This is a genomic window from Streptomyces sp. NPDC031340, assembly GCF_055569945.1.
Window position 1 is genome coordinate 49,429 of sequence record NZ_JBVIIE010000053.1, and the last position, 12,701, is coordinate 62,129.

9 protein-coding genes are annotated in these 12,701 nt (G+C 72.7%); 5 read left to right on the top strand and 4 right to left on the bottom strand.

Annotated features, from left to right (window positions below):
• Nucleotides 1-9 precede the first annotated feature (9 nt).
• Entirely contained in the window at nucleotides 10-885 is an 876-nt protein-coding gene (locus ACZ5GT_RS31985; protein ID WP_469033217.1) for a transferase, read from the bottom strand.
• Nucleotides 882-2,150: a glycosyltransferase family 4 protein gene (locus tag ACZ5GT_RS31990; RefSeq protein ID WP_469033219.1), complete on the bottom strand. Its 1,269-nt coding sequence runs from the start codon at nucleotides 2,148-2,150 to the stop codon at nucleotides 882-884. Before ACZ5GT_RS31990 ends, ACZ5GT_RS31985 begins: the two co-directional genes overlap by 4 nt.
• A 120-nt stretch (nucleotides 2,151-2,270) precedes the next feature.
• Between ACZ5GT_RS31990 and ACZ5GT_RS31995 the strand changes: the two genes are divergently transcribed.
• The gene (locus ACZ5GT_RS31995) at nucleotides 2,271-3,404 is read left to right on the top strand and encodes a GNAT family N-acetyltransferase (protein ID WP_469033223.1); all 1,134 of its coding nucleotides are present in this window, start codon (nucleotides 2,271-2,273) and stop codon (nucleotides 3,402-3,404) included.
• Here ACZ5GT_RS31995 and ACZ5GT_RS32000 read toward each other — a convergent pair.
• Both ACZ5GT_RS32000 and ACZ5GT_RS32005 read right to left on the bottom strand, forming a co-directional pair.
• Nucleotides 3,374-3,667, bottom strand: coding sequence for a DUF4031 domain-containing protein (locus tag ACZ5GT_RS32000; protein WP_469033225.1), 294 nt, complete (start codon nucleotides 3,665-3,667; stop codon nucleotides 3,374-3,376). The genes ACZ5GT_RS31995 and ACZ5GT_RS32000 overlap by 31 nt on opposite strands.
• A complete protein-coding gene (locus ACZ5GT_RS32005) occupies nucleotides 3,664-4,050 on the bottom strand; it encodes a hypothetical protein (RefSeq protein ID WP_469033227.1) in 387 nt (128 codons plus the stop codon). The genes ACZ5GT_RS32000 and ACZ5GT_RS32005 overlap by 4 nt, the downstream gene beginning before the upstream one ends.
• Nucleotides 4,051-4,302: 252 nt before the next feature.
• On the opposite strand from ACZ5GT_RS32005, the gene ACZ5GT_RS32010 reads away from it, so the two are divergent.
• From ACZ5GT_RS32010 to ACZ5GT_RS32025, 4 genes are all read left to right on the top strand, one after another.
• Nucleotides 4,303-5,142, top strand: coding sequence for a MurR/RpiR family transcriptional regulator (locus ACZ5GT_RS32010; protein WP_469033245.1), 840 nt, complete (start codon nucleotides 4,303-4,305; stop codon nucleotides 5,140-5,142).
• A 112-nt stretch (nucleotides 5,143-5,254) separates the two neighbouring features.
• On the top strand, nucleotides 5,255-6,190 hold the full coding sequence (murQ, locus tag ACZ5GT_RS32015; RefSeq protein WP_469033229.1) for an N-acetylmuramic acid 6-phosphate etherase: 936 nt from the start codon (nucleotides 5,255-5,257) through the stop codon (nucleotides 6,188-6,190).
• Nucleotides 6,191-6,581: 391 nt separating this feature from the next.
• Nucleotides 6,582-11,972 (top strand): type I polyketide synthase, encoded by a 5,391-nt coding sequence (locus ACZ5GT_RS32020; protein ID WP_469033231.1) that lies wholly within the window; start codon nucleotides 6,582-6,584, stop codon nucleotides 11,970-11,972.
• A 150-nt stretch (nucleotides 11,973-12,122) separates the two neighbouring features.
• Nucleotides 12,123-12,701: hypothetical protein (locus ACZ5GT_RS32025; RefSeq protein ID WP_469033233.1), on the top strand; the 579-nt coding region annotated here is incomplete at its 3' end.

Genomic DNA, 12,701 nt, shown 5'->3' on the forward strand with positions numbered 1-12,701 from the left:
CTCCCCGGCTCAACCGGCTGGTTTCACCTCGACGGAGAGGTCGTTGTCGACCGTGTAGTAGGGGCGCACCACCACGTCCCCGACGGTTGCCGCGGGATAGACGAAGATCTCCTTCCGGTCGGCCAGGTCGTCCAGCAACCGGCCGATCCGGACGGGCGGGATCCCGTCGGCGGAGCGGACCTCGACGGAGAGGTCCCAGACCTGGCTGCCGGTGCCGCCGACCGCCAACTCCCCGTAGTCCACGGTGAAGGAGAAGCCCCGGCCGTCGCTCTCGGCCCGGGGTTCCACGGTCCGTACGACGCCGTCCCCGCCCCGCCGGCGCAGTCGTACGGTGGCTGTCCCGGGCAGCGGGCCCGCGCCGTGCAGCCGGGCCCTGACCGTCATCTGCCGGTCCGTGACCTCGATGCCCTCCACCTCCGCATGAGCGGCGCGCAGCCAGGTCCGTACGGCGAGACAGCCGCCCGTGGTGGCGTACGGAATCCGCGCGGCCACCGGCGCCGGCACCTCGCGGAGGGGTCCGCCGACCAGGGCCCGCAGGTCACGCAGGCCGGGGCGCACCCGCTGCGGCGACGCCCCCGGCCCGGGAACGAGATACACGTCCCACCGTCCCTCGGCGAGGGCGGGCCGCGGCTCCAGGACGGCGCACCGGCGGCCGCCGTCCCCCGGTTCCGGATCGAGGAGCCGCAGGATCACCTCGGGCTGCGTCTTCTCGGGCCGTCCCTTCCCCGGCTGTGCCTTCTTGGGGCGCAGGCGCAGCAGCAGATGCGGCGTCGGGGAGCCGGCGGTTGTACCCGGCTGGAGCCGGAAGGTGATGCGGCCGTCCGCGTCGGCCGTGCAGTCCGCGCGAGGCTGCGGACCGGGTGCGGTTCCGGGGTGCTCCGTCATCGGCGGGACCTCCTCAGTGTGCTCAGCGCGCTGCTGCCCAGTACGCGGGCGGCGTCCTGGGCGGCGAAGCCGCGGCCGGTCAGGGCGCGGCGGATGCGGGCCCGGTCCCGTGCGGCCGGCCTCCGTCCGCTGTCCTTCGCCGACAGCGCCTCCTCGATCAGGTCCTCGGCCTGCCGCACGACGGCGGTCGGCGCGAACCGCCGCGCGTTCTCCATGGCGGTACGCCCCATTCGGCGGCGTAGATCGTCGTCGCGGACGAGTTCCAGCAGCGCGGCTCCGAGCGCGTCGCGGTCCCCGACCGGCACCAGCCGGCCGTCGGCCCCGTCCGTGATGATCTCGCCGGGGCCGTGCGGGCAGTCGGTGCTCACCACCGGCAGCCCGCAGCGCATCGCCTCGACGATGGTCATGCCGAACGACTCGAAGTCGGACGCGGCCGCGCCGATCGAGCCCTTGACCCACTCCGCCTCCAGGGGGGCCGCCGCGCCCATCAGAAAAACGTTGTCGTACAGGCCGAGGCTCTCGATGAGCCGCCGCAGCCGGCCGTGTTCCACGCCGATGCCGTAGATGCGCAGCCGCCAGTCGGGGCGCTCGGCGGCGACCAGGGCGAACGCCTCGATGAGCAGGTCGTAGCGCTTCCCCGGGACCAGGCGGCCGGCCGCGACCACCACCTTCGCGGTGCCGTCGGAGACCGGCAGCACCGGATCGGGGACGCTGTTGGGCACGGCCTGCACCCGGACCCCGGGCAGCCACACCTTGCGCCGGTAGGCGGCCGCGTCCGCCTCCGTGACCGTGGTGAGCACGTCGAGCCCGCGGTAGGCCCGGCGCAGCGCGATGCGCAGCCGGGGCGAGTGGTTGTCGAGGGCGAGGTGTTCCTGCCCGACCCGGACGACCCGTCGCGGGGCCTGCAGCGCGAGATGGACGTTGAGCCCCGGCCGGGTCCCGACGACGGCGTCGGCGTCGACGGACTCGAGGTACCGGCCGATCCGCTCGTCGGTCAGCTCGCTGTACTGCCGGTAACGGTACTCGGCGGCGGGGAACACCCGCGCCGGTCTCAGATGCAGCGGATGTTCCTTCTCGTGCCGCAGATCCACCAGCGCCCGCAGGGACACCTTCGGGTCCAGGACGAGCTGCGGCTGCTCCCGGTGCCGCAGCACCGAGACGATCTCCACCTCGTGCCGCTCGGCCAGCGCCCGGGCCAGGTTGAAGGTGGTGGCGATCGTGCCTCCGATCCCGTAGGCGTTGTGAATGAGGAAAGAAATCTTCATGGCGGTCTAGATACCGGCAACTCCCTTGCCGGTTGCCGGTGTTACCGCTCCGTTGTACCGACGGGAGGGCCAGGGACAAATGCGCGTGCGCGCCGGACGCGTCCGCAATACCGTGCCCCCATGGACGACATGGGCGGGGAACGGGTGAAGCAGGCCGTGGCCGGCGCGGTGGCGCTGCTGCGGACGGCCGCGGACCGCGACTGGGACGGGGTGCGGGCGGGCACGCTGGAGTGGAGCTGCCGCCGCACCGCGGAGCACATCGCCGATGATCTCCTCGCCTACGCGGGGCAGTTGGCGGGGCGCGCGCAGGAGACCTACGTCCCCTTCGAGATCGTGCTCGACGAGGGCACCGACAACGCGGGCGCCCTGGACGTGATCGAGACGACCGGCGCCCTGTTCGCCGCCACGATCCGCACCACCCCGCGCGAGGTGCGCGCCTTCCACCCGTACCCGTTCCGCAGCGCCGGCCGCGAGGGCTTCGCGGCGATGGGCGTCGCCGAGGTGCTGCTGCACACGCACGACATCGCGCTCGGCCTGAGCCTGCCGTACGAACCCGCCCCCGGACTGGCGGAGTTCGTGCTCACCCGGATCTTCCCGCAGGTGCGTCCCGGCCCCGACCACTGGCGCACCCTGCTGTGGGCCACCGGCCGCGGCGAACTGCCCGGCCGCGCCCCGGTCACCGAGTGGCGCTGGCAGAACGACCTGGTCCTGCCCGCCGGCCGGGTCGTCCTCCAGGGCGTCACCCCGGCAGCCGCCGCCGACCTGGCCGCGGGCGGCGACGGCGGCTTCCGGTGGCTCACGGACGGCCCGTACGAGGGCACCCGGAACGCGGCCGGGATGATGCTCAAGGCGTATCAAACGGGTGTGCACCGGCCGGAGTTCGGCGTGTTCGTCCTGGTGCGCCGCGAGGACGGCCGCGCGATCGGCGGCATGGGCTTCCACGGCGTCCCGGACGAGGAGGGCCGCGTGGAGATCGGCTACGACCTGGTCGAGGCCGCCCGCGGCCACGGCTACGCCACCGAGGCCCTGCGCGCGCTGGCCTCCTGGGCGCTGGCCCGCGACGACGTGCGCGCGCTGCTCGCGGTCGTCGACCGGGACAACCTGCGCTCCCAGGCGGTGGTCACCCGCGCGGGCTTCCGCAAGGTGAGCGACGACGGCGAGAACAGCGGGAGCGGCGAGAACAGCGGGGCCGGCGGGGCCGGCGGGGACACGGGCCCTCTCGCCTACGAGCTGGCCTCCGTGCCGGAGCGCTGAGCCGCCCGCCGCTTGCGCCGCCGCAGGCCCGCCGCCGTGAGGAGCCGTACCACCTCGCGGCTGCTGACCTGCACCGCCCCGGCGGCCACCGCGTCCGCGTACCGGTGCGAGGGGACGTCGTAGTGGTCGCGTTCGAAGGCGCGGCGGGGCAGGGCGAGGCCGTCGGCGAAGGCGCGCAGTTCCTCGTAGGAGACGTCGCTGATCAGGTGGGACCACATGCGTCCGTGGCCGGGCCAGGCGGGCGGATCGATGTAGACGGTCACCGGGGCGGCGTCCCGCCCGCGACCGGTCCGAGGGAGCCCACCGCCGCCACCCGTACGCCCGCCTGGTGGCACACCCAGTGCGGGTCGGCCCCGAGTTCCGGCTCGACGTCGAGGGCGTGCGGGTCGCCGGAGCCGCAGACCGGGCACAGCGGCCAGCGGCCGTGGCGTTCGAGCAGGGCGTCCTGGACGTCCTGGGCGACCAGCCCGGCGACGAACTCCGCGCCGTCCGGCCACTGCTCGACCCACCAGCGCCGCTGGACGACGGAGTCCTCGACGAGGGACACCACGTCGGCCTCGGCGACCCCGCCCGCGACCAGGTCGGCGAGCACCAGGGCGCGTGCCGCGTGCAACGCCTGTTCCAGGGGGCTGATCGTGGGGTCCATGTCTCCCATTGTGCGCGGTCTTGACCACGACACCGAGCCGAAAATATCTTTCATGGTGTGACCCAGGACGCGAAGGAAATTTTCGCGACAGCCGCACCGGGCGGGGCGCCGGCACCCCCGACGCACCCCGCGCGCCCGGCCCGACCGGCACGCCCCGCACCCTCGGCGCAACCCGCGACCGCCGCGCATCCGGCGCACTCCGCGCCGCCCGCGCACCCCGCACCTCCCGCGCCCGCCGCCCTCGCGGCCAAGGTGCGCACGCTCGCGCCGTCCATGACCCGCTCCATGCAGCGCGTCGCCGAGGCCGTCGCCGGCGACCCGGCCGGCTGCGCGGCCCTCACGGTCACCGGTCTCGCGGAGCTCACCGGCACCAGCGAGGCGACGGTCGTCCGCACGGCCCGGCTGCTCGGCTACCCCGGCTACCGGGACCTGCGCCTCGCGCTCGCCGGGCTGGCCGCCCAGCAGCAGTCCGGCCGCGCCCCCGCCATCACCACCGACATAGCGGTCGACGACCCGATCGCCGACGTCGTGGCCAAGCTGGCCTACGACGAGCAGCAGACCCTCGCCGACACCGCGGCCGGTCTGGACACGGTGCAGCTGGGGGCCGCGGTCACCGCGGCGGCGGCCGCGCGGCGCATCGACGTGTACGGCGTCGGCGCGTCCGGGCTGGTCGCCCAGGACCTGGTGCAGAAGCTGCTGCGGATAGGGCTGATCGCCCACGCGCACAGCGACCCGCACCTCGCCGTCACCAACGCCGTGCAGCTGCGCGGCGGTGACGTCGCCATCGCCATCACGCACTCCGGGTCGACCGGCGACGTCATCGAGCCGCTGCGGGTCGCCTTCGAACGCGGGGCGACGACCGTGGCGATCACCGGACGCCCCGACGGCCCCGTCACCCAGTACGCCGACCACGTGCTGACCACGTCCACCGCCCGGGAGAGCGAACTGCGCCCGGCCGCCATGTCGTCCCGGACCAGTCAGCTGCTGGTGGTGGACTGCCTGTTCGTGGGGGTGGCGCAGCGGACGTACGAGACGGCGGCGCCGGCGCTGTCGGCGTCGTACGAGGCGCTGGCCCACCGGCACCGGCGATAGCTCCCGCGCGTTCTCCTCACCGAGCACCCGAGCACCCAGGCACCCGAGCACCCAAGCAGCCGACCAGTCGAGCAGCCGAGCAGCCGTACCCCCCACGAAAGAGCCGCCCGCCATGACCTCCACGTCCGATCCCCGTGCCCTCCGCGCCGAGCTGGAGACCCTGACCACCGAGGCGTTCCGCCCCGACCTCGCCGAGATCGACCGGCTCCCCACCCTCGACATCGCGCGGCTCATGAACGCCGAGGACGCCACCGTCCCGGCCGCCGTGGCCGAGCGGCTGCCGCAGATCGCCGCCGCCATCGACGCCGTCGCCGAGCGCATGGGACGCGGCGGCCGCCTGGTCTACGCCGGTGCCGGGACCGCCGGGCGGCTGGGCGTGCTGGACGCCTCCGAGTGCCCGCCGACCTTCGACACCGCCCCGGGACAGGTCGTCGGCCTGATCGCGGGCGGCCCGGAGGCCATGGTCACCTCCGTCGAGGGCGCGGAGGACTCCGCGCGGCTCGCCCGGGACGACCTGGACGGCCTCGCGCTCACCCCCGCCGACACCGTCGTCGGCGTCTCCGCCTCCGGCCGCACCCCGTACGCCGTCGCCGCCGTGCGGCACGCCCGCCGGCTGGGCGCGCTGACCGTCGGCCTGGCCTGCAACCCCGGCAGCCCGCTCGCGGCCGCCGCCGACCACGGCATCGAGATCGTCGTCGGCCCGGAACTGCTCACCGGTTCCACCCGCCTGAAGGCGGGCACCGCGCAGAAGCTCGTCCTGAACATGCTGTCGACGATCACGATGATCCGGCTGGGCAAGACGTACGGGAACCTGATGGTCGACGTGCGCGCCTCGAACGAGAAGCTGCGCGCCCGCTCGCGGCGGATCGTCGCCCTCGCCACCGGGGCGGGCGACGAGGAGATCGAGCGGGCGCTGACGGCGACCGGCGGCGAGGTGAAGAACGCGATCCTCGTTCTGCTGGCCGGCGTCGACGGCCCCACGGCCGCCCGTCTCCTGGAGGAGTCCGGCGGCCACCTGCGCGCCGCGCTGGCATCCGCGGACGGCTGACCGGCCCGGTCAGGAAAACACCGCCCGGCGTCACCCATGAAAATGGCGCAGAGACCCCGGATGGGCAATTCAATGACGCCCGCCTCATGCGGCGTCTGAAGACACACACCCTGGTAGAAACAGCCCTCCTGTGGATACCGCATGCCTGCGGAGCCGTAATTGAGTAAACATTACTCAATTGACCCAGGACGAAAAGACACGGGAACTGTCTCACCGGCCGTCGGCGTCTGAGGTCCCGAGCGCATACGGACGATCCTCGGGTCCAGACGGACGGGACCGATCAGAAAAGCCGATGGTCACGGCCATCGGGCGCGTCCGGTTCGCTTGATTCTCTTTTCGGGGCCGGGATTTCACGGGATCGGGCCCTTCAATGACTCACGGGGTGCAGTTGATGAACGAACACGAACCGATCGCCATCATCGGAATCGGTTGCCGCTTTCCCGGATCCAGCGGTCCGCGTGAACTGTGGGATCTGCTCACGGCGGGCGTGGACGCGATCTCCGAAGTTCCCGGCGACCGCTTCGACATCGAGGAGTTCTACGACCCCAGGCCGGCCACGCCGGGAAAGACCACGACCCGGTGGGGCGGCTTCGTCGACGGTGTCGACCGGTTCGACGCGGGATTCTTCGGGATAGCGCCGCGGGAGGCCGCGAAGATCGATCCGCAGCACCGCCTCCTGCTGGAGGTCGCCTGGGAGGCCGTGGAGGACGCCGGTCTCACCCTCGAATCGCTCAGTGGCAGCAGCGCCGGTGTCTTCATGGGGGTCGTGAACAACGACTTCGCGGACCGGCAGTTCGGCGGTGACACCGCCGCTCTGGACGTCTACAGCGCCGCCGGCAGCGCCCGCAGCGGCGCCGCGGGGCGTATCTCCTACGCGCTGGACCTCAAGGGCGTGAGCGTCGCTCTGGACGCCGCCTGCTCCTCCGGCCTGGTCGCCGTGCACATGGGCTGCCAGTCCATCCGCACCGGGTCGTGCGACGTCGCGCTGGCCGGCGGGGTCAATGTGATCCTGAACCCCGATCACAGCGTCAGTTTCTCGCAGGGCGGCATGATGGCCCCCGACGGGCGGTGCAAGGCGTTCGACGCCCGTGCCGACGGCTATGTGCGCAGCGAGGGTGCCGGTGTGGTCGTCCTCAAACGGCTCACGGCCGCGATCCGGGACGGGGATCCCGTCTACGCGGTGATCCGGGGCGGCGCCTCCAACAACGACGGACGCAGTGACCTGTTCATGAAGCCGAGCGTCGCGGGCCAGAGCGACGTGCTGCGCCTGGCCTACCAGGACGCGGGAGTCTCCCCCGGCGCCGTCGATTACGTGGAGGCGCACGGCACCGGCACGTCGGTGGGTGATCCGGTGGAGCTGGAAGCCCTGGGAACGGTGCTGGGGGAGGGACGTCCGCAGGACCGGCCGCTGCTCGTCGGGTCCGTGAAGACCAACATCGGGCACCTGGAGGCGGCGGCCGGTCTCGCCGGCATCATCAAGGTGGCTCTGGCACTCAAGCACGGCAGGATCCCCGGCAACCTCCACTTCGAGACCCCGAACCCCGACATCGCGTGGGACCGGCTGCCCGTTCGCGTTCCCACCGAGCTCCAGCCCTGGCCTTCGGCTGCCGCCTCCCGGTTCGCCGGCGTCAGCAGCTTCGGCATCGCCGGCACGAATGCCCATCTCGTGCTGCAAGGGCCTCCGGCGGTGGGTTCGGCCGAACCGGAAACGAATGAGGCAAGCGAGGCGGACGAAGAGACTGAGGCGACCGAAGTCCCTCGCGATCTCATCGTCACCGTGTCGGCGCGAAGCCGCGGTGCCCTGCGTGCCACCGCCGGACGATACGCGCAGGCCCTCGTCGACAGCGACCTGACCCTGGCCGACGTGTGCCACACCCTGGCCAGGCGACGTACCCACCACGACTATCGGCTGGCGGTGCCCTGCGACAGCCTCGAGCGGGCGCATGCCGTGCTGAGCGCCTTCAGCGAGGGACAGGTCACCGACGGCGCCGTCACCGGCACGGTCACCGAGACCGACAACCGCACGGTGTGGATTTTCCCCGGTCAGGGGGCGCAGTGGCCGGGAATGGGGACGGACCTGCTCGGGGAACCCGCCTTCCGCGAGTCGATGCTGGCCTGCGCGGAGGCGATGCGTCCCCACCTGGGCTGGTCGGTGGTCGACCGCCTCACCAGTGGCGAAGCGCTCGTCGACGTGGACGTCGTACAGCCGGTCTCCTTCGCTCTTCAGGTCTCGCTCGCCGCCCTGTGGCGTTCCTGGGGTGTCACTCCGGACGCGGTCATCGGGCACTCCCAGGGCGAGATCGCCGCGGCCCATGTGGCGGGCGCACTGACGCTGGAGGACGCCGCTCTCCTCGTGTGCGGCCGCAGCCGCCTGCTGAAGTCGGTGACCGGGCACGGCACCATGGCCGCGGCGGCGATGTCCCTGGCGGACGCCGAGAAGGCGTTGCTTCCCTACGACGGCCGGGTGGTCGTCGCTGCTGAGAACGGCCCCGAGTCGGTCGTCCTCGCCGGCGACACCGCAGCCGTGCGGGACCTGGTCTCCGCGCTTCAGGCTCAGGACGTGTTCGCCCAGAAGGTGCGGGTCGACTACGCCTCCCACAGTTCCCACATGGACGCCCTCCAGGCAGAACTCGGTGCCGTGCTCTCCCCCGTCGCGCCGAGGCCGGCGGCCGTCGCGATGTACTCCACCGTCACCGGAACGGTTCTCTCCGGTGAGGAGCTGACCTGCGACTACTGGATCAGAAACCTTCGGCAGCCGGTGTTGTTCCGGCAGGCGGTGGAGCGCGCGGCCGAGGACGGGCACACCGGCTTCCTCGAGATCAGCGCCCACCCTCTTCTCGTGCAGGCCACTCAGCAGACCGTCGAATCGCTGGGACATTCGCCGCTGGTCGCCGGCTCGCTACGGCGTGACGAGCCGGGCCGGCCCACCCTGTCCCGGACGCTGGCGGCCTGGCACACGGCGGGCCGGACCGTCGACTGGTCCGCTCAGTACCTTCCGCGGGGCGAGCACGTCGCGCTGCCCGGCTACCCGTGGGAGCACGAACGGCACTGGAACCCCGCGGCCGAACGGTCCGTCCCGGTGGCACAGCCCTCGGGCGGAAGCCCCCTGACGGAGGGCACCCCTCACCCGATCATGGGGCGTCCCTCGCCGCTGGCGGTCGAGCCGTCCACACTGACCTGGACGTTCCGTCTCGGCCTGCCCACAGTTCCCTACCTGGCCGAGCACCGGGTGCACGGTACGACGGTCTTTCCGGCCATGGGATACGTCGAACTCTTCCTGGCAGCCGCCGCCGAGGCCACCGGCGCCACGAAGAACGGGGACCCCGTCGAGGTCCGTGACGTCCGGTTCCTGGACACCCTCTTCCTCGACGAGGACAGCTCCCGTCTCGTGCAGGTGCTTGCCCGTCGACGCGACGACGTCCTGGAACTCACCTGCCACGTGGCCGCGGAAGAGGGCACGACCATAAGCGAGTGGGCGTGTCTGGCGACCGCGCGAACCGCCGCTGTCGCCGGTCCGCCTCCGGCGTCGGCGCCTTGCCCGAAGGCGCCCGAGGACGCTGTTGCGCTGCCGGTCGACGAGCACTACGCGGCAATGCGCCGTCGCGGTGTCGAGCATCACGGCCCGTTCCGGGCGATCAGCTCCGTGCGGCAGACCCCGTCGCACGTCGTGACGCAGCTGGACACCACGGTGTCGGGCGAATACCGCACCCCTCACTACCGGTTGCACCCCGCGCTCGCGGACAGCTTCATCCAGAGCATGATGCCGATGCTGCCGTCCCGGACGGGTGAGGACAGCTACCTGCCGACATCCATCGACCGCGTCGTCCACCGCACACCGGTCCCGCTCGGCGGCACGCTGCGGGCACACGCCGAGCGCCGCTCGGCCGTCGACGACGTGGACTTCCTCGTCGCCGACCTGATGCTCGCCGGTGCGGACGAAACCACCCTGCTGGAGGTCGAGGGTCTGCGCGTGCAGCGCCTGGAACGCGAACTTCCTCAGGTGACCGAGCGTCGCGCGGGCGATCTCGCCCGCGTCTCCCGGTGGGAGCGCCTGGCCCCGCTGTCCAAGCCCCGTGGTGCGAAGGCACAGCGCTGGATCGTCATCGGCGACGGAACGCCGGAAGCCACCGGCCTGTGCCGGCTCATGCACGAGCGCAGCGGCGGATGCGAACTCCTCGCGGCGGACGGCCGATCCCTGAGCGAGGAGTTGTCCGGCGCTCTGCGGGCGGGGCCCTGGGCCGGTGTCGTCTGTCTGGCATCGCCGACGACGAACGCTCAGGGGGACCTCGACCAGACCGACACGGCGCTGACCGTCCTCCAGGCGGTGGCGGAAGCCCAACCGACCGTTTCACCGAGGGTCTGGCTCGTCACCCGGGGGGCTCATGCGGTCGTTCCGGGTGACCGGTGGACGTCTCCCCAGCAGGCCGCCGTCTGGGGGCTGGGGCGCACGGCCATGTACGAGCTCCCGGACCTCAGGTGTTCGCTCGTCGATCTCCCGACCGATCCGGGCGGCGCCGACCTGCGGGGCCTGTGGAACGAGATCAGCGCGGACGCCGACGAGGACGAAATCGTGCTGCGCGGCACCTCCCGGTTCGCACACCGACTTGTGGCGCACCCGCTCACCCCGTCCGAGCCCGGCCCCCTGTTCCGCGACGACTCGACGTATCTCGTCGCCGGCGGCCTGGGCGGAGTGGGCCTGCGAGCCGCGCGGTGGATGGCCGAGCAGGGGGCACGACACCTCGTGCTCCTCGGACGCCGCGGCGAGGACGAGGCCCTGCTGCCGGAGCTGGAGGCGCTGCGCGCGAAGGGAGCGAGCGTGCACGCCGTGCGGGCCGACATCGCCGATCGCGCGAGGCTGAGCAAGGTACTCGACTGGGTGCGCCAGAACCTGCCGCCACTCGCCGGCGTCATCAACTCGGCCGTGGTGCTCGACGACCGCACCATCACCCAGCTCGACGGCGAGAGCCTGACCGCCACCTCGGCGCCGAAGATCGACGGCACCCGCAACCTCGACGAACTCACCGCCGACGACCCGATCGACTTCTTCGTGCTCTTCTCGTCCGCGGCCTCGCTCATGGGGTCCCCCGGGCAGGCCAACTACTCCGCGGCGAGCGCCTTCATGGACGCGATCGCCTGGAACCGGCGTCTGCGAGGACAGCCGGCGCTGACCGTCAACTGGGGCCGCTGGGACCAGATCGGCATCGCGGCGCGGGACACCGCGTCGAGCGAGCGCTTCGCGTCCCGCGGCCTCGAGGCCATGAGCCCGGACGTGGCGCTCAACGCGCTCGGCCGGCTCCTCGGAGAGTGGACCCCGCAGGCAGCGGTCATGTCCCTGGACCTCGAACAGTGGACCAAGTTCTTCCCGTCCCGCGCCAGGTCTTCCGTGTTCCGTCAATTCGCAGGAGCGGGCAGCTCGGCTGCCGAGGTGGCGGACGCGGAGGACGCGGAGGACGCGGAGGACGCAGCCGAGAAGAACGCGGGGTCGGGGCGGCTGGATCGGAGGGCGGTCCTCCGGGCGGACTCCGGGGTCCGGGAAGAGCTCCTCACCGCCTACTGCCAGGAACAGATCGCTTCTGTCCTCGGGCTCACCACGGACAGGGTGGACGATGCCGTCTCGATCAAGCGTCTGGGCGTGGACTCACTGATGTCGGTGGAGCTGCGGGCGCGTATCACCTCGGATCTGGCCGTCAGCGTCCCCGTGGCCAAGATCCTGCAGGGCCCGTCTCCCCGAAAGCTCGCTCAGCACATCGCGAGCGCGTTGGACGACAGCCCGTCGCCCTGACCGGCCGGTGCGGGTCCGGCGCCCGGCGCCCGTGATGCGTTCCACGGGCCAGGCGTCGGACGGGCCACGCCCGGGCGGCGGCGTCGTTGCCCGGGCGTGCCACCGAACGTGATCATTCGGTCGGCCGACGCCGTGGCGCAGACTGTTCCCATGAACCACGCCCAGCTCACCGCCCTCGGCCGGGCGCTGCGTCTGCTCGGGGAGCACGGCGACGCGCTCGGGGCCGACACTCCCGACGCCAAGCTGCACGAGGTCAAGGCCGATCTGCGCCGCGCCCTCGACCTGCTGGAGGACAGCGTCAGCGGCGCCGCGCCCAGCACCCGCTGCCCCGAGCACCCCACCGGTCCGGTCGACGAGAGCGCCCCCGACCTGTGCCTGCTGTGCGAGACCCGGCGCCGGGCCGCCCGCCGCGCCGAGTACAACGGCGGGCCCGTGCACCAGGCCCCCACCGAGCCCGTCCCGTCCCGCTACGGCGTGCGCGCCGACCGCCCGCAGCCCCAGCAGCGGTGGCTGCCGGAGCTGTGGAACGGGCAGGAGTGGCAGTTGTGCGGAACGCCTCGGCGGGACCGGCGCGAGGCCGAGCTGTACCTCGCCGCGCAGCGGGGGGGGGCCCCCCCCCCCCCCGCCCCCCCCCCCTCTTCCCCCCCCCCCCCCCCCCCACCCTCGCGGCGTTTTGGTAGGCCCCCCCTGACGTGCACCCCACCCCCCTCGCCCCTCTCCAGCCCCCCG

What these genes read in the sequence shown, in the direction of transcription:
- ACZ5GT_RS31985 (WP_469033217.1), bottom strand. Translation starts at nt 885, where the DNA reads ATGACGGAGCACCCCGGAACCGCACCCGGTCCGCAGCCTCGCGCGGAC.
- ACZ5GT_RS31990 (WP_469033219.1), bottom strand. Translation starts at nt 2,150, where the DNA reads ATGAAGATTTCTTTCCTCATTCACAACGCCTACGGGATCGGAGGCACG.
- ACZ5GT_RS31995 (WP_469033223.1), top strand. Translation starts at nt 2,271, where the DNA reads ATGGACGACATGGGCGGGGAACGGGTGAAGCAGGCCGTGGCCGGCGCG.
- ACZ5GT_RS32005 (WP_469033227.1), bottom strand. Translation starts at nt 4,050, where the DNA reads ATGGACCCCACGATCAGCCCCCTGGAACAGGCGTTGCACGCGGCACGC.
- murQ (WP_469033229.1), top strand. Translation starts at nt 5,255, where the DNA reads ATGACCTCCACGTCCGATCCCCGTGCCCTCCGCGCCGAGCTGGAGACC.
- ACZ5GT_RS32020 (WP_469033231.1), top strand. Translation starts at nt 6,582, where the DNA reads ATGAACGAACACGAACCGATCGCCATCATCGGAATCGGTTGCCGCTTT.